We start from the raw sequence: 16007 nt of genomic DNA on the forward strand, positions 1-16007 counted from the left end.
GCTCACCGGGCGCCGGGGGCGCGGGCCGCCGCGGAGGCCGGGGCGCCTGGGAGGCCGGGGGCGCCCGGGAAGCCGGGGGCGCTCGCCTAGGAGGCCGGGGTCGGGCCCTCCATGTACTTGCTGATCCACTCGATCGGTCCCTCGCCCATGGCGGGGACGTAGGTGGCCGCGTTGTGCCTGCCGCCCTGGATCTCCTTCAGGGTGGTGTGGACCGGGCCCTTGTTGCCGTAGGTGGCGATGAACTTCTTCACGTCCGGGAGCGTCTTCTTGTTGCTCTCGTTCGTGCCGACCTGGAAGGCCAGGTAGACGTCCGGCCCCTTGCGGTCGATCAGCTGCTGCGCCAGGACCTGCGGGTTGTTCTCCTGCTTCTCCTTCTCGTGGCCCTTCCAGAGCCGCGAGTCCGGCACGATGTCCGGGCCGGAGGCGATCACGGCCTTGAACCGGTCCGGGTTCTTCAGCACCGCCTTGAGGCCGTTGAAGCCGCCGGTGGAGGAGCCCATGAAGGCCCAGCCGTCCCGGGACTTGATGGTGCGGAAGTTCTCCTTCATCAGGTCCGGGACGTCCTCGGTCAGCCAGGTGCCCATCTTGGGCTGGCCGGGGATGTCACTGCCGTCCCAGTACGTGCCGTCCGTGTCCGGCTCCGGGTTCTGCACCGGCATGGCCAGCAGGAAGGGCTTGCTCTTGCCCTCCTCGTACCACTTGGTGATGCTCTCCTGGAGCTTGAGGTCGGTGCCCATCCAGTAGTTCATCGGGTAGCCCGCGCCGCCGGGCAGGGCGATCATCACCGGGAAGCCGCTCTTGGCGAACTTCGGGTCCGAGTACGCCTTGGGGGCCCACACCCAGACCTTCCCCGTGAAGCCCGACTTCTTGCCCGTGTACGTCACCACGCCGATCTTGGTGCCGTCGTCGAGGGTGTTCGCCACCTTGAACTCGGCCTTCGGGCCGGTCGGCAGCGAGACCTTGGAGTCCGCGGGCTCGGCGGTGCCGCCGCCGGCCCGACCGCCGCCCGCGTCGGGGTCGGCCGGGGTCTGGTCGAAGGAGACCGGGTCGCCCTTGTCCGTGAAGGGCGGGATCTCGTAGTGGCTCATCACCTGCCAGGCGCCGACGCCGAGGACGGCGAGGGTGGTGCCGGCGACCAGCCAGCGGCGCCCGCGCCGGCGGGGCGGCCGGCCGCGGTCCTCGGGGGAGCGGTCGTCGTCGCCGGGGCGGGGCGGGAGCGGGGGCTCCTGGTGGTGGGCGGGGGAGTGGCCGTGGCCGGGGGGCTCGTACGGTTCGTACGCCTCGTGGGTGTCGTACGGGCCGGGGGCCTGGGGGGAGGCGGAGGCGGCGTACGCGGGGTTGCCGTAGGGGGCCTGGCTGCCGTACCGCGGCTGCTGGCCGTAGGGCTGCCGGGCCTGCTGGGGGTGCGGGGGCTGCTGCGGGTGCCGGCGGGGCGCGCCTGCGCCGTACGGGGCCTGGCCGTGGCCCTGGGGCGCGTCGTGGCCGGGGGTGCGGTACTGCGGGGACCCGTACGGGCCGGGGGCCTGCTCCGGCGTTCCGTACTGCGGCGAGCCGTGCTCGGGGGCCCCGTGGGACGGGTGGTGGTACGCCTGCCCGCCCCCGTACTCCGGCCCGGCCCCGTACGGCTGACCTGCCCCGTACTCCGGCCCTGCCCCGTACTCCGGCCCTGCCTCGTACTCCGGCCCGGACGCGTACTCCCGCCCGGCTCCGTACTCCGGCCGGGACCCGTACGGCTGCCCGGCCCCGTACTCCTGCGGGGAGCCGTAGCCGTGCGGGGACCCGTGGCCTTCGGGCGGGCGGTTCCCCTCGGGCGGGCGGTGGCCCTGGGGGGTGCCCCCGTTGGGTGCGTACGTCATCACGGATCTCCGGCTCGGGTCTGCCCCGAAGGGCGAACTGTCATTCGGCTCTGAGGATGTGGATCAGCCCCACCGGGTTGCCCGCTTTGCCGCATCTTGACCTTTGGCTCCCGGTGCCGGCCACCGGCGGGCCCCCGGCCGCGCTCCGTGGCCTCGGCCCCGGATGCCGCCCGAAGCACGCGGCCACCCCGGAACCGCACACCGCGCGGTCCGGAGCCCCCGGCGCCGCGCCGGAGCGCCGGGGTCCCGGCGCGGGCCACCGCGCCGTGGTCCTCGGCGCCCGGCCGGGGGCGACCCGGTACCGGTGTGGCGGGGCCCCGCCCCACCCTCGGCCCGTCCAGGTCGTAGACGTCGGCGCCCCCGTCCCGTGTGGTCAACTCCCGGCGGGGCAGCCCGGCTTGACGCCGCCGGCCGCACCGGCACGGCGGGCGCCGAGCCGCGGGGCGTTAGGTTGGCGGGATGGACTTCACGACGACGGACGGTACGCGGATCCACTACGAGGTGTCGGGCCCGGCCGGCGGCACGCCCGTGCTGCTGGTGCACGGCCACCCCTTCGACCGCACCCTGTGGGACCCGCAGACCCGGGCCCTGGCGGGGGCCGGGTACCGGGTGGTCACCCCGGACCTGCGCGGCTACGGCCGGAGCGAGGTCGTCCCCGGCACGACGCCCTTCGAGGTGTTCGCCGGTGACCTCGCCGAGCTCCTGGACCACCTCGGGCTGGAGCGGGCCGTGGTGGGCGGGGTCTCCATGGGCGGTCAGCTCACCATGGAGTTCCACCGGCTGTTCCCCGGGCGGGTGCTGGCGCTGGTGCTGGCCGACACCTCGCCCCGGCCCGAGGCGGAGGACGGCAAGGCGTTCCGCAGGGCGCTGGCCGACCGGCTGGTGGCGGAGGGGATGGGCGGCTACGCGGACGAGGTGATCGACAAGATGATCACTCCGGCCCACGTCACCGCCCTGCCCGAGGTGGCCGCGCACGTCCTGGGCATGATGCGCGGCACCGACCCCGAGGGTGCCGCCGCCGCGCTGCGCGGACGTGCCGAACGCGCCGACCACCGGCCGGGCCTGGCGGCCGCCCGGGTGCCGGCGCTGATCGTGGTCGGCGAGGAGGACACGTACACGCCGGTGCCGGACGCCGAGGAACTCCACGCCCTGGTACCGGAGTCCACCCTCGTGGTCGTCCCGGGCGCGGGTCACCTGCCGGGGGTCGAGGCGCCGGAGGCCTTCAACGCGGCGCTGCTGGAGTTCCTGGCGAAGGTGTGAGGCGGGCCGGGGCCGGCGGGGCGACGAACCGGGGCGGTCGAACGTAGGATCGGCTGCCATGACTGGATCCGGATCCTGGTCCGTCGCCGGGGTGGACCTGCACGTCGACCTCGACGCGGCGGGGGGCCGCCGCACGGCCCTGGAACACGGCCTGCGCGACGCCGTACGCACCGGACGCCTGGTCTCCGGCGCCCGGCTGCCCTCCACCCGCCGGCTCGCCGCCGAACTGGGCCTGTCCCGCGGCACCGTTCAGGCCGCGTACGACCAGCTCACCGCCGAGGGCTACCTCACCGCCCGCCAGGGCGCCGGCACGGTCGTGGCGGCCCTCGCCACCGCCCGCGCGGGAGCCGGGGCCGAGGCCGCGCGCCCCGACGCCCCCCGGCTCGACCTGCGCCCCGGCAGCCCCGACGCCGGCACCTTCCCGGTGGCCGCGTGGCTGCGGGCGGTGCGGCGCGCGCTCACCACGGCGAGCGCGGAGACGTACGGGTACGGAGACCCGCTCGGCCGCCCCGAACTCCGCACCGCCCTCGCCGGGTACCTCGGCCGGACCCGGGGCGTCCTCGCCGACCCCGGCCGGATCGTGGTCGTCTCCGGCTACGTCCAGGGCCTCTCGCTGCTCTCCCGCGTCCTCGCCGATGCCGGGGCCCGCACGGTGGCCATGGAGGACCCCGGGCTCGCCTTCCACCGGGAGGTGGTCCGCCGCACCGGCCTCGGGGTCCGGCCGCTGCCGGTCGACGGGCGCGGCGCGCAGCCGGAGGCCCTCGACGGCGCCGACGCGGCCGTGGTCACGCCGGCCCACCAGTACCCGACCGGCGTCCCGCTCCACCCGGCCCGGCGCCGCGAACTGACCGCCTGGGCCCGCGCGCACGGCACGCTGCTCGTCGAGGACGACTACGACGGGGAGTTCCGGTACGACCGCCAGCCGGTCGGTGCCCTCCAGGGGACGGCCCCCGGCCACGTCGCGTACCTCGGCACGGTCTCCAAGTCCCTGGCCCCGGCGCTGCGGCTGGCCTGGATGGTGCTGCCGGAGCACCTCGTCGGCCCGGTCCTGGACGCCAAACTGCACACCGACCACCACACCGAGACGCTGGGGCAGCTGGCCCTGGCCGAGCTGATGGCCGGTCACACCTACGACCGGCACGTGCGCGCCGTCCGGATGCGGTACCGGCGCCGCCGCGACCTGATGGCCGGCCGGCTCGCCCCGTACGGCCGGGTCAGCGGCGTGGCCGCCGGGCTGCACGCCCTGCTCGAACTCCCGGCCGCCGGCCCGGCGGAGGCGGACCTGCGGGCCCGTGCGGAGGCCGCCGGCCTGGCGCTGGGCTGGCTCGGCGACCACTGGCACACCCCGGGCGACCGGCCGCAGGGCCTGGTGGTCGGCTACGGCACACCGCGCGAACGGGACTATCCGGAGGCGCTGGAGACGCTGGTGCGGGTGTTGGAGGGGGCGTAGGCGGGGGGCTGCCGGACCTGCCGGGCCTGCCGGGCCTGCCGGGTCTGCCGGGGCGGCTCAAGGCGGCTGGCCACCCGGAGCTGCCGGGCTGCCGAGCCCCCGCCCAAGTGGCCCAGTCCCACGGGAGCAGAATGGCCCTGCTCTCCGGGCCACCGGGACCGTAGCTTCGGAGTGTCCCCGAATCCCCGAAGGCCACCCCCGGAGTCACCCGATGCGGATCCTGCCCCCGTCCGGACCGGCGCGGCTGCTCGCCGCCGCCCAGCTGAGCAACTCCGTGGGCGACGGCGCCTACTACGTCGGCTCCGCGCTCTACTTCACCGGAGTGGCCGGCCTGTCGCCCACCCAGGTCGGCCTCGGCCTCACCGTGGCCTGGGCGGTCGGCTCCGTCGCCGGGGTGCCGCTGGGGGCGCTGGCCGACCGGCGCGGGCCGCGCGGTACCGCGGTCCTGCTGGCGCTGGCCGCCGCGGGCGCCGTGGCGTCGTTCCTGCTGGTGGACTCGTTCGGGGCGTTCCTGGTGGCCGCCGTCGGGTACGCGACCGCCCAGTGCGGGCTGGCGGCGGCCCGGCAGGCTCTGCTGGCCGGGCTGGTGGCGCCGGAGGAGCGGACCGGCGTACTCGCCCACCTGCAAGCCGTGGGCAACGCCGGGCTGGCCGCGGGCGCGGCGCTGGGCGGGCTGGCGCTGCACGTGGGGACGCGGGAGGCGTTCCTCGCGGTCTTCACCCTGGACGCGCTGACGTTCCTGCTGGGCGCGGCCCTGCTGCGGCAGCTTCCGGCAGTGGCTCCGACGGTGGCCCCGGCGGAGGGCGGGGCGGGCCGGGCCGCCGGCACCGTTCCGGCGGGGGAGCGCCGGCTCGCGGTGCTGCGCGACCGGCCGTACGCGCTGGTGACCCTGCTCAACGCCGTGCTGCTGCTCCGGCTGCCGCTGCTCAGCCTGGTCCTGCCGCTCTGGATCGTCAGCCGCACCGACGCGCCCGGCTGGCTCGTCTCGGGCCTGTTCGTGCTCAACACCGGGGCCGTGATGCTGTTCCAGGTGCGGACGGCGCGTTCGGTGACCGGGCTGGACGGGGCCGCCCGGGCGGTGCGCTCGTCGGGCTGGATCATGCTGGCGTCGTGTGCGGTGTTCGCCCTCTCCGCCTGGCGGCTCGGGCCCTGGGCGGGGGCGGCGGTGCTGGTGGCCGGTGCGGTGCTGCAAGTGGTCGCCGAAATGCGGCAGTCGGCGGGCGGCTGGCAGATCGGCTTCTCCCTCGCGCCGGCCCACCAGATCGGCCAGTACCAGGGCTTCTTCGGCACCGGCGTACCGGTGGCCCGCACCGTGGGCCCCCTGCTGCTGACCTCTCTGGTGGTGGCCGGCGGTGTCCCGGGCTGGCTGGTGCTGGGTGGCGTCTTCCTGGCCGCGGGCCACGCGATGGGCCCGGCCACCCGCTGGGCCGCCGGCACCCGCCCGCCCGCCCCGGCACCGCAGCCCACCGGCCCGCTCACCCGAGCGGCCTGACGGCCCCGCCCGCCCGCGCCGCCTCCGACCGCCGCCCCTGCCCCGTCGCCCCGAGCGGCGGGGCGCCGCTCCTGCCGCACACCTCAACGAGATCCCGGGGTACGGCACTTGATGACCCGTCAGCTCATGCCGCCGCCGGGCCGAACGCGCGCACCGGCGAGTAGCCGGTGCGCGGACGTGGGGACGGCCCGCACCTCGGCCGCCCAGGCCGATCCCGGAACCGAGGGTCACCGCCGCCAACGGCGCAGCGGCTGCTCGGACCGGGCGCCCGGGCGCGTGCGGGCGGGCGACGGCGTCTTCGAGGGCGGCCCGGCCCTGCTGCTCGCCGCGGACGACGTCCTCGAAGCGGCCGACGGCCTGCTGCTCGGCGGAACCAGCCGGGTCGTTTCGACCGGCAGCCCCGCTCCGGCGGCAACGGACGGGATCACCGGCAGGTGGCCGACGCGATCGCGGCCACGTACGCACCCGGCCTGCCCCGTCATCCCGTGAACGCCCCCGCGCGGGCCGCGGCCGCCGCCGCTCGGGCCGCGGTGGCGGGGAGGCGGGGGGACGGGGGCGTGCCCAGGAGGACCAGTTCGTGGTACAGCGGGGCCGTTGCCGCGACCAGGAGGTCCCGCGGGCGGGTGCCGGCCGGGAGTTCGCCGCGCCGCGCCGCACGTTCGGCCACCACCGCGCAGCGCGCGTACCGGTCCTCCCAGAAGGCGCGCAGCGCGTCAGCGGCCTGGGCCGAGCGGAACGACGCCGCGATCAGCGCCGTGGTCAGCGGAGGATCGGCGGTCACCCCGGCCAGGATCTCCTCGTTCAGGGCGGTCAGGTCGCCCTCCAGCGTGCCCGTGTCGGCGGGCTCCCAGCTGTCGTCGGCCGCCGCTTCCAGCAGGTCGGCCAGCAGTCCGCCGACGTCCCGCCAGCGCCGGTAGACGGTGGTGCGGTGGACGCCGGCCCGCTCGGCCACCGCGTCGACGGTGAGTGCGTCGTACCCCTGCTCGACCAGCTGCGCGCCGGTGGCTTCGAGGACCTGGGCGCGGACCCGGGCGCTGCGGCCCCCCGGGCGGGAACCGCTTGCGGACGTCGTGGATGCCATGGCAGCATCTTAACGCAACGATCGTCGCTTTAAGGAGTTCCTCACGCAGCCCCCGACCGGAACCACCACGACCGGCCCCACCCGGCCCACCCAGCTCACCCTCCGCGCCGTCACCAAGGCGTACGACGGCCACGTCGTCCTCGACGCCGTCAGCTGCTCGCTCCCGGCGGGCCGGCGCACCGGGATCGTCGGCGAGAACGGCTCGGGCAAGTCCACCCTGCTCCGCCTCCTCGCCGGGGTGGAGGAGCCCGACCAGGGCACCGTCACCGTCCGCGCCGCCGGCGGCATCGGCCGGCTCGCCCAGGAGGAGCACCTCCCCGGCCACCTCACCGTCCAGCGCGTGATCGACCGCGGCCTCGCCGGCCTGCGGGCCCTCGAAACCCGGATGCGCGAGCTGGAGCGGGCCATGACCGACGGCGACGGCAGCGGCCTGGCGGAGTACGGCGACCTCCTCACCGCCTTCGAACTGCGCGGCGGGTACGACGCCGACGCCCGCCTGGAGCGCGCCCTGCACGGACTGGGCCTGGCCCGCCTGCCCCGCGACCGCCGTGTCGGCGGCCTCTCGGGCGGCGAGCAGGTGCGCCTGCGCCTGGCCGCCCTGCTGGCCGGGGCCCCCGAGGTGCTGCTGCTCGACGAGCCCACCAACCACCTCGACGACCACGCCCTGACCTGGCTGGAGGAACACCTGCGCGGCCGCGCCGGCACCACCGTCGCCGTCTCGCACGACCGGACCTTCCTCGACCGCGTGGCCGACGTCCTCGTCGAGGCCGACGCCGACACCAGGACGCTCACCCGGTACGGCAACGGCTACACCGGCTACCTCGCCGAGAAGGCCGCGGAACGCGCCCGCCGCGCCCAGGCCCACGAGCGGTGGCGGGCGGAGGCCGAGCGGCTGCGCGAGACGGCGGCCACGACCGCCCGCCGCGTGGCACCGGGCCGGGCCGCCAAGGACGGCAACAAGATGGCGTACGACCGGGCGGCCGGCCGCGTCCAGCAGTCCCTGGCCGGCCGGGTCCGCAACGCGGAGGAGCGGCTGCGCCGGCTGCTGGCCGAGCCGGTGCCGGCCCCCGCCGCGCCCCTGCGCTTCACCGCCGAACTCCGCACCGCCGAACTCCGCACCGCCGGGCCCGGTACGCGCGCCGGGTGCGCGTCCGGCCCCCTCGTCGACGCCGAGGGGATCGCCGTGACCGGCCGCCTGGGCCCGCTCGACATGACGCTCTCGGCCGGCGACCGGCTGCTGGTCACCGGCCCCAACGGAGCAGGCAAGTCCACCCTGTTGCGCGTCCTGGCCGGCGAACTCGCCCCGGACCGGGGCCGGATCACCCGGCGGGGCCGCGTCGGCTTCCTGTCGCAGCAGCCCGACCCGGGCCCGCCCGACCGCACCGTGCGCGCCGCCTTCGGACCCGAGGGCACCGCCCGGCTGCTCTCCCTCGGGCTGTTCGCATCCGACCGCCTCGACACGCCCATCGGCCGGCTCTCCACCGGCCAGCGCCAACGGCTCGCCCTGGCCCGCCTCGTATCCGAGCCGGCCGACGTACTGCTGCTCGACGAGCCCACGAACCACCTCTCCCTCGCCCTGGTCGAGGAACTCGAAGCGGCCCTCGACGACTACCCCGGAGCCCTGGTGGTCGTCAGCCACGACCGCCGGCTGCGCGACCGCCGGCGCGGCACCCGCCTCGACCTCGCCGCGCCCGTTTCCGCCCCCGCGCCCGCACTCCGAGGAGCCCCGTGACCGACCACCGCCCCCACCCCCACCCGCACGGCCTCCTCCGGGTCTCCGAGCCCGGCGAGGGCCCCTACGCGGTCGCCGCCGGCCCCGACGGTGCCGTGTGGACCACCCTCGTCCACGCCGGCGCCGTCGCCCGGGTCGGCCCCGACGGCCAGGTCACCCGGTACGACACCGGCGCACCTGACTGCGGACCGTCCGTCCTGACCACCGGCCCGGACGGCGCCCTGTGGTTCACCCGCAACCGCGACCACCGCATCGGCCGCGTCACCACCTCGGGCGAGATGACCGCGTACGAGCTGCCCACTCCCGGCAGCGGCCCCTTCGGCATCGCCGCGGGCCCGGACGGCGCGCTCTGGTTCACCGCGATGCACACCGACCGCATCGGCCGCATCACCACCTCCGGCGAGGTCACCGAGTACCCCCTGCCGGTCACGGGCGCCTTCGCCTCCTTCATCACCGCGGGCCCCGACGGCGCGCTCTGGTTCACCCTCAACCAGGCGAACGCCGTCGGCCGCATCACCACCGGCGGGGACATCACCCTGTTCCCCCTGCCCACCCCGGCCGCCGCGCCGGTCGGCATCACCGCGGGCCCCGACGGCGCCCTGTGGTGCGTGGAGATCGGCGCGGGGCGGATCGCCCGCATCACCACCGCAGGCACGATCACCGAATTCCCCCTCCCCGACCCCGGCTGCCGCCCCCACGCCATCACGGCCGGCCCGGACGGCCGCTGCTGGTTCACGGAATGGGCCGCCAACCGCGTCGGCGCCATCACCCCCGACGGCCGTGTCGAGGAGCACCCCCTCCCCGCCGCCGCGCCCGAACCCCACGGCCTCGCCTTCACCCCCGACGGCACCCTGTACACGGCCCAGGAGTCCGGCCACCTCACCCGCCTGGTTCCGGCCGTGACCCCGGACCCGACCCCAACCCCGACCCCGACCGTGCCGCCCCGGACGGGCGGCGCCCGCCGGCCCCGCCCGGGTGTGCCCGGGGGAGGGCCGGGTACTCGCGGGGCGTGACCGTGGGGGCTGACGTGCCCTGGGAAGGAAACGCCGCCATGAGTGCCGTAGCCACCGCCCCGAACCTGGGGACCGCGCCCGCCCTGCCGCCCGGCCGGGGCGAGCTGTCCGCCGCCGTGCGCAGCGCGCTCCGCGCGGAGGGACCGTACGAGCTCGCCGGAGCGGACACCGCCGAGCGCGCCGACCCGTACGGCGAGGACCTCCAACTCGCCCTGTACCTCTGCTACGAGCCCCACTACCGCGGCTTCGACGGAGTGCCGGACGGCAAGGAATGGGACCCGCAACTGCTCGGGCTGCGGCGACTGCTGGAGTGCCGGTTCCTCGACGCGCTGCGCGCGGAGACCGGCGCCGTCGACCGGGTCGACCAGGCGCTGCGCGGACTGCTGGTCGAACACACCGACGCGTACGACGTCTCGCACCACCTCAAGGACGGCGGCGGGCGCGAGGAACTCCGCGAGTACGCGGCCCTGCGCTCCCTGTACCAGCTGAAGGAGGCCGACCCGCACGCCTGGGTGCTGCCGAGGCTGCGCGGGCGGGCCAAGGCGGCGATGGCGGCCGTGCTGTACGACGACTACGGCAGCGGGCGCGCCGAGCGGCTGCACGCCACGCTCTGGGCGGACCTCATGACCGACCTCGGGCTCGACCCCGCGTACGGGCACTACCTGCCCGCAGCCGGGGCGCCGGCCCTCGCCACGGTCAACCTCATGTCACTGCTGGGCCTGCACCGTTCGCTGCGCGGCGCGCTGGTCGGGCACTTCGCGGCGCTGGAGACCGCGGCGCCCCCCGCGGCCGCCCGGATGCTGCTGGCCCTGCGGCGCGCGGGGGCGGGGCCGGCGGCCCAGCGGTTCTACGACGAGCACGTGGAGGCGGACGCGGTGCACGAGCAGGTCGTGCGGCGGGACGTGATCGGCGGGCTGCTGGAGGAGGAGCCGGAGCTGGAGGCGGACGTGGTCTTCGGCGTGGAGGCCACGGTGTGGCTGGGCGACCGGCTGACCGAGCACGTGCTGACCGCCTGGCGCCGGGGCGACTCCGCACTGCGGGTGCCGCTGGACCGGCTGGACGGGGACGGCGCGGAGGGCGCGGAGGGCACGGGAGGTACCGGAGGGGCCGGGTGAGGCTCCCGTGCGGCTGCGTGCGTGCTCGCACGCGGCGCGATGGTCCGGCCGGTACCGGAAGGGGCCACCGCCTTGACGGCGGTGGCCCCTTCCGGCGGGGTCCGCGCGCCGGGAGGACGGTCGGACGCGGACCCGGGGGAGGGTGGTCCCAACGGCCCCGCGGGGGGCGGGGCTCCGACGGTTCGACGCCGGCCCGGGGGGCCGGGTGCCGGCCGGGTACCCCGAGGGCGGCCGGTCAGGAGCGGACCCTCGGGCGGTGGCTGGTGTCGCACAGGGGGAAGCGGAGGCTGCGGCGGCAGGCGCACAGCGCCACGACCGGCCGGTCGCACACGCGCACCTCCCCGTCCGGCAGCACGATCTCGACCGGGCCCTCGATCAGTACGGGCCCGCCCGCGATCGACGTCGCCCGGGGCAGCGGCGGCTCCGCGGGACGCCGGCCGGCGCCCTGCCGTCGGTCCTCGGTACGTTCCACCGGCTCCGGCATGGTCACCACGCTCCTCGCTCCGCGGCCCCGCTCCCGAGGAGGGCGCGAGCACCGTCAGGCCGCCTCTGCCCGGCCGAGGAACCGCCATGCACCCCCCGGTACGAACCCACACGCCCCCGCCCCGCCGCCGGCCCCCGGCTCCGCTGCCGGACCCCGCACCCCGGTCCGAGCACCCCGGCTCGGACCCCGGACCCCGTACCCCGGATCCGGCACCCCGGATCCGGCGCCCCGGACCCGGTCCCTGGCTCCGGCCCGCGGCCTGGGACCGCGGCCTCCGCACCCGGACCCCGGCCGCGGCCGCCGCACCCGGACCTCGGCCTCGTACCCCGGTCCCGCCCCCGCCCCCCGGCCCCGGCCCCGGCCCCGCCCCCCGCCCCCCGGCCGCGACCCCCGCACCCCGGCCTCGTACCCGGTCCCGCCCGCGGCCTCAGACTCCGCACCCGGAGCCCGGCCCCGGCCCCCCGCACCCGGAGCCCGGACCCGGGGCGCCGGTTTCCCCTGGCCCCCCGGGGTAGACGCGGGTCATGGGCGGAGTCGAGGTGGGCGGTGGCCGGGGTGCCGTGCCGACGTTCGGGGTCGAGGAGGAGTTCTTCCTCGTCGATCCGCTGACCCGCGCCCCCGTGCCCCGCGGCCCCGACGTGCTGCGGGCGCTGCTGCCGCGGCTGGGCGGGCGGGTCCAGGCCGAGTTCTACCGCTGTCAGGTGGAGCTGTGCACCCGCCCCACCGCCTCCGCCGCCGAGCTGCGCGCCGACCTCGCCGCCCTGCGGTCCCTCGCCGCCGGGGCAGCCCGTGACGCCGGGTGCCGGCTGATGGCCAGCGGCACGGTCGTGGTCCCTCCGGACGCTCCGATCCCGGTCACCGACACCCCCCGCTACCGCCGCATGGCCCGGCACTTCGGTGCCGTGGTCGACGGCACCCACGGCATGGTCTGCGGCTGCCACGTCCACATCGGCACCGAGGACCGCGCCCAGGCCCTGCTGCTCGCCAACGAGCTGCGCCCTTACCTGCCCGCCCTCCAGGGCCTGCTGGCCAACTCGCCCTTCCGCGCCGGGCTGGAGAGCGGGTTCGCCGGCTGGCGGTCCGTCGAGTTCGGCCGCTGGCCCACCGCCGGGCCCGCACCCGTGCTCGACGCCGCCGGGTACGAGCACACCGCGTCCGCGCTGGTCCGCTCCGGCGTCCTGCTCGACCGCCGGATGATCTACTGGTTCGCCCGGCCCTCCGAGCACGTCCCCACCCTGGAGGTGCGCGTGGCGGACAGCAACGCCGACCTGGACATGACGGTGCTGCTGGCCCTGCTCGTACGCGGCCTGGCCACGACCGCCCTGCTGCGCCCCCGGAACGGGCCGGCCCCCGCGGTCCCCGCCGCCCGGATGCGCGCCGCCCATGCCGCGGCGGCCCGCCACGGCGACCGGGGCGACGCGGTCGACCCCTTCACCGGGGCGACGGTGCCCGCCGCGGAACGCACGAGCGCCCTGCTCCGCCGGGCCGCGCCGGGCCTCGCGGCCGCCGGGGACCTCGACGAGGCGGTCCGGCTCCTGGAGCGCACCCGCCGGGCGGGCAACGGCGCCGAACGCCAGCGTGCCGCCTACCGCCGGGCCGGCCGCCTGCGCGACGTCGTCGACGACCTGGTGGCCGTGACCGAGGCCTGAGCCCCGCCACCGGTACCGTCCGCGCTGCCCCCGCCACGGCACCGTCCCCGCCCCCGCCCCCGGCACCGTCCCCGAGCCCCCGGCCGGCCCCCCGCATACCGCCCGCACCACCGGGTAGCCGCGCACCATGTCCCCCACCATGACCGACAGCACCCTGTCCCTGCTGGCCCAGGGGTACAGCTGGCTGCCCGAGCGCCGCCGTCGGGCCGGGGGCGGGCCCGTGCGCACGCGTCTGCTCGGCAGGCCCGCGGTCGCGCTCGGCGGTCCCGGAGCCGTCGGCTTCTTCTACGACGAACGCCACGTCCGGCGCCACGCGGCGCTGCCCGGACCGGTGCTGGACACCCTCTTCGGGCGGGGCGCCGTGCACACCCTGGACGGCACGCCCCACCGGGTCCGCAAGGGCATGTTCGTCCGGCTGCTCATGGACGAGGCCCGCGTACGGGACCTCGTGGCGCGGGTCGACACGCTCTGGGCGCGCGAGCTGGCCCGTACCCCCGGCCGGCCGATCGCCGTGTTCGACACCGCCGGCCAGGTGCTGGCCCGTGCGGTCTGCGGCTGGGCCGGACTGCCGCTGTCGCAGCGTGCCGTACGCCGCACCGCGCGCGACTGCGTGGCCATGGTCGACGGCTTCGCCACCCCCGGGCCCAGGCACTGGCGCGCCCGGCGGGCCCGCAGGCGCCAGGAGAGGCAGTTCGCCCGGCTCGTCCGGGACGTCCGCGCGGGCCCGCCCGCCGACGGCCAAGCCAAACCCACCGTCCTGGAGGCCGTGGCACGGCACCGGGACGTCGAGGGCCGGCCGCTCGACCCGCACACCGCGGCCGTGGAACTGCTGAACGTCGTCCGGCCCACCGTGGCCATCGCGTGGTTCGCCGCCTTCGCGGCCCACGCACTGCACGCCTGGCCGGCGGAGGCCGCCCGGCTGCGCGCCGACACCGGCACCGACCGCGCCCGGGCCTTCGCCCAAGAGGTGCGCCGCTACTACCCGTTCGCGCCCTTCGCGGCCGGCCGGGCCGCCGCCGACCTGGAGTGGCAGGGCGAGCACATCCCCGAGGGCACGCTCGTCCTGCTCGACCTGTACGGGCAGGACCACGACCCCCGCACCTGGCACGACCCGGAGCGCTTCGACCCCGAACGCTTCGCCGGCGGACCGCCGGACCCCGACACCCTGGTCCCGCAGGGCGGCGGCGACCCCACGACCGGCCACCGCTGCCCCGGCGAGGACATCACCCTCGCCGTACTCACCGTCCTCGCCGCACGGCTGGCGGCCCAGGAGTACGCCGTACCCGACCACCAGGACCTCTCGATCCCGCTGCGCCGGGTGCCCACCCGGCCCCGCAGCGGGGTCGTGATCACGCCGGTCACCCCGGCCGGCTGAAACGGAAGCGGAACGCATTCACGAGAGCAGGAGGAACGCCATGCCCCGCGGATCCAGCCCCAAGAGGGAACGCCAGTACGAGCACATCAAGGAGAGCGTCAAGTCCCGCGGCGAGAGCGAGAAGAAGGCGGAGGAGATCGCCGCCCGCACCGTCAACAAGGAACGCGCCCGCGCGGGCGAGTCCAAGACGGCCAGCAAGACCTCGCTGGAGGACATGTCCTCGTCCCGGCGCGGCGGCCGGCGCTCCCACAGCGGCGCGCAGGGGCCCACGTACGACCAGCTGTACGAGGAGGCCAAGCGCCGCAACATCCACGGCCGTTCGACCATGAACAAGGCCGAGCTGAAGCGGAAGCTGGACCGCTGACCCGCCGCGCGGGAGGAGGCAGCACGATGACAGGTGCGGATGCGGATGCGGCTGCGGCTGCGGGCACCGGGCACGGCTCCCGGGTCGTGGTCGTCGGTGCCACCGGCAACGTGGGGACCAGTGTGGTGGGGGCCCTCGCCGGGGACCCGTCGGTGGCGTCCGTCCTGGGCCTGGCCCGCCGCGTCCCCGACTGGCGCCCGGCCGGGACCCGGTGGGCCGCCGCGGACGTGGACCCCGGAGGCCCCGACCTCGTGCCGCACTTCCGCGGCGCCGACGCGGTGGTCCACCTGGCCTGGCGGTTCCAGCCCGCGCACGACCCGCTGACCACCTGGCGGACCAACGTGCTGGGCAGCATCCGCGTCTTCGAGGCCGCGGCCGAGGCGGGCGTGCCCGCGCTCGTGTACGCCTCCTCGGTGGGCGCGTACTCGCCCGGTCCCAAGGACCGCGAGGTGGCCGAGGACTGGCCCACGCACGGCTGGGCCGCGGCGGCGTACTGCCGGGAGAAGGCGTACGTCGAGCGCTGGCTCGACGCGTTCGAACGCGACCACCCGGAGGTGCGGGTGGTCCGGATGCGGCCCGGCTTCCTCTTCAAGCGGGAGTCCGCCTCGCAGCAGCGCCGGATCTTCGCCGGTCCGCTGCTGCCGGGCCGGCTCGTGCGCCCCGGCCTCATCCCCGTGGTGCCCGACCTGCCGGGACTCCGCTTCCAGGTGCTGCACACGGACGACGCCGCCCAGGCCTACCTGGCGGCCGTGGTCCGTCCGGTGCGCGGCGCCTTCAACCTCGCCGCCGGGCCGGTGGTCGACGCCGGCCTGCTTGCCGGGCTGCTGGACGCCCGGGTGGTCGCGGTGCCCCGCGGCGGCGTACGGGCCGCCCTCGCGGCGGCCTTCCGGCTGCGCGCGGTGCCCGCCTCGCCGGACCTCTTCGACGCGTTCCTGCGGCTGCCGCTGATGGACACCTCGCGGGCGGTGCGCGAACTGGGCTTCGCCCCGCGCCACTCCGCGACCGAGACCCTGGCCGAGTTCCTCGGCGGCCTGCGGGACGCCGCGGGCATGGGTACCGCCCCGCTCCAGCCGGGCCGCGCCGGCCTCCCGGCCCGCGCGGCCTGACGGGGGTGCGTCGTCCGGCCGCGGTCCGGC

Annotated in this window: 13 protein-coding genes and 1 pseudogene; 11 read left to right on the top strand and 3 right to left on the bottom strand. The window is 77.0% G+C overall.

All coding sequences use genetic code 11. The features are described 5' to 3' along the window. Positions 1-86 precede the first annotated feature (86 nt). Positions 87-1856: an alpha/beta hydrolase-fold protein gene (locus tag ACIQUR_RS32790; protein ID WP_403672452.1), complete on the bottom strand. Its 1770-nt coding sequence runs from the start codon at positions 1854-1856 to the stop codon at positions 87-89. A gap of 459 nt (positions 1857-2315) precedes the next feature. Between ACIQUR_RS32790 and ACIQUR_RS32795 the strand changes: the two genes are divergently transcribed. The 4 genes from ACIQUR_RS32795 to ACIQUR_RS32810 all read left to right on the top strand — a co-directional run bounded on the left by ACIQUR_RS32795 (position 2316) and on the right by ACIQUR_RS32810 (position 6547). Further along, positions 2316-3116, top strand: coding sequence for an alpha/beta fold hydrolase (locus tag ACIQUR_RS32795; protein WP_403672455.1), 801 nt, complete (start codon positions 2316-2318; stop codon positions 3114-3116). A gap of 58 nt (positions 3117-3174) precedes the next feature. Further along, positions 3175-4566, top strand: coding sequence for a PLP-dependent aminotransferase family protein (locus tag ACIQUR_RS32800; protein ID WP_403672457.1), 1392 nt, complete (start codon positions 3175-3177; stop codon positions 4564-4566). A gap of 211 nt (positions 4567-4777) precedes the next feature. Next, the gene (locus tag ACIQUR_RS32805) at positions 4778-6058 is read left to right on the top strand and encodes an MFS transporter (protein WP_403672459.1); all 1281 of its coding nucleotides are present in this window, start codon (positions 4778-4780) and stop codon (positions 6056-6058) included. A gap of 177 nt (positions 6059-6235) precedes the next feature. Next, the gene (locus tag ACIQUR_RS32810; protein WP_403672462.1) at positions 6236-6547 is read left to right on the top strand and encodes a hypothetical protein; all 312 of its coding nucleotides are present in this window, start codon (positions 6236-6238) and stop codon (positions 6545-6547) included. Here ACIQUR_RS32810 and ACIQUR_RS32815 read toward each other — a convergent pair. Continuing rightward, positions 6537-7139 (bottom strand): TetR/AcrR family transcriptional regulator, encoded by a 603-nt coding sequence (locus tag ACIQUR_RS32815; RefSeq protein ID WP_403672465.1) that lies wholly within the window; start codon positions 7137-7139, stop codon positions 6537-6539. The two genes, ACIQUR_RS32810 and ACIQUR_RS32815, sit on opposite strands and share 11 nt — an antisense overlap. Before the next feature lie 91 nt (positions 7140-7230). Here ACIQUR_RS32815 and ACIQUR_RS32820 point away from each other — a divergent pair. The 3 genes and pseudogenes from ACIQUR_RS32820 to ACIQUR_RS32830 all read left to right on the top strand — a co-directional run. Next, a pseudogene (locus tag ACIQUR_RS32820) lies at positions 7231-8871 on the top strand (ABC-F family ATP-binding cassette domain-containing protein); the annotation flags it as partial. Beyond that, positions 8868-9884, top strand: coding sequence for a virginiamycin B lyase (locus ACIQUR_RS32825; protein WP_403672468.1), 1017 nt, complete (start codon positions 8868-8870; stop codon positions 9882-9884). The pseudogene ACIQUR_RS32820 and the gene ACIQUR_RS32825, both read left to right, overlap by 4 nt. Before the next feature lie 38 nt (positions 9885-9922). Beyond that, positions 9923-10999, top strand: a complete 1077-nt coding sequence (locus ACIQUR_RS32830) for an iron-containing redox enzyme family protein (RefSeq protein ID WP_403672471.1) — start codon at positions 9923-9925, stop codon at positions 10997-10999. Positions 11000-11234: 235 nt separating this feature from the next. Here ACIQUR_RS32830 and ACIQUR_RS32835 read toward each other — a convergent pair whose 3' ends face one another. Beyond that, the gene (locus tag ACIQUR_RS32835) at positions 11235-11483 is read right to left on the bottom strand and encodes a CDGSH iron-sulfur domain-containing protein (RefSeq protein WP_403672474.1); all 249 of its coding nucleotides are present in this window, start codon (positions 11481-11483) and stop codon (positions 11235-11237) included. 524 nt (positions 11484-12007) lie between these two features. Here ACIQUR_RS32835 and ACIQUR_RS32840 point away from each other — a divergent pair. The 4 genes from ACIQUR_RS32840 (at position 12008) to ACIQUR_RS32855 (ending at position 15977) form a co-directional block, all read left to right on the top strand. Next, on the top strand, positions 12008-13132 hold the full coding sequence (locus ACIQUR_RS32840; protein WP_403672477.1) for a glutamate--cysteine ligase: 1125 nt from the start codon (positions 12008-12010) through the stop codon (positions 13130-13132). A 139-nt stretch (positions 13133-13271) separates the two neighbouring features. Then, on the top strand, positions 13272-14507 hold the full coding sequence (locus ACIQUR_RS32845) for a cytochrome P450 (RefSeq protein WP_403672480.1): 1236 nt from the start codon (positions 13272-13274) through the stop codon (positions 14505-14507). 40 nt (positions 14508-14547) lie between these two features. After that, entirely contained in the window at positions 14548-14871 is a 324-nt protein-coding gene (locus ACIQUR_RS32850) for a plasmid stabilization protein (RefSeq protein ID WP_403672482.1), read from the top strand. 26 nt (positions 14872-14897) lie between these two features. Then, positions 14898-15977, top strand: a complete 1080-nt coding sequence (locus ACIQUR_RS32855) for an NAD-dependent epimerase/dehydratase family protein (protein ID WP_403672485.1) — start codon at positions 14898-14900, stop codon at positions 15975-15977. Positions 15978-16007 lie beyond the last annotated feature (30 nt).

The sequence above is a fragment of the Streptomyces sp. NPDC101132 genome, from assembly GCF_044759225.1.
Classification (GTDB): Bacteria; Actinomycetota; Actinomycetes; order Streptomycetales; family Streptomycetaceae; genus Streptomyces.

What these genes read in the sequence shown, in the direction of transcription:
- ACIQUR_RS32790 (WP_403672452.1), bottom strand. Translation starts at nt 1,856, where the DNA reads ATGACGTACGCACCCAACGGGGGCACCCCCCAGGGCCACCGCCCGCCC.
- ACIQUR_RS32795 (WP_403672455.1), top strand. Translation starts at nt 2,316, where the DNA reads ATGGACTTCACGACGACGGACGGTACGCGGATCCACTACGAGGTGTCG.
- ACIQUR_RS32800 (WP_403672457.1), top strand. Translation starts at nt 3,175, where the DNA reads ATGACTGGATCCGGATCCTGGTCCGTCGCCGGGGTGGACCTGCACGTC.
- ACIQUR_RS32805 (WP_403672459.1), top strand. Translation starts at nt 4,778, where the DNA reads ATGCGGATCCTGCCCCCGTCCGGACCGGCGCGGCTGCTCGCCGCCGCC.
- ACIQUR_RS32815 (WP_403672465.1), bottom strand. Translation starts at nt 7,139, where the DNA reads ATGGCATCCACGACGTCCGCAAGCGGTTCCCGCCCGGGGGGCCGCAGC.
- ACIQUR_RS32830 (WP_403672471.1), top strand. Translation starts at nt 9,923, where the DNA reads ATGAGTGCCGTAGCCACCGCCCCGAACCTGGGGACCGCGCCCGCCCTG.
- ACIQUR_RS32835 (WP_403672474.1), bottom strand. Translation starts at nt 11,483, where the DNA reads ATGCCGGAGCCGGTGGAACGTACCGAGGACCGACGGCAGGGCGCCGGC.
- ACIQUR_RS32840 (WP_403672477.1), top strand. Translation starts at nt 12,008, where the DNA reads ATGGGCGGAGTCGAGGTGGGCGGTGGCCGGGGTGCCGTGCCGACGTTC.
- ACIQUR_RS32845 (WP_403672480.1), top strand. Translation starts at nt 13,272, where the DNA reads ATGACCGACAGCACCCTGTCCCTGCTGGCCCAGGGGTACAGCTGGCTG.
- ACIQUR_RS32850 (WP_403672482.1), top strand. Translation starts at nt 14,548, where the DNA reads ATGCCCCGCGGATCCAGCCCCAAGAGGGAACGCCAGTACGAGCACATC.
- ACIQUR_RS32855 (WP_403672485.1), top strand. Translation starts at nt 14,898, where the DNA reads ATGACAGGTGCGGATGCGGATGCGGCTGCGGCTGCGGGCACCGGGCAC.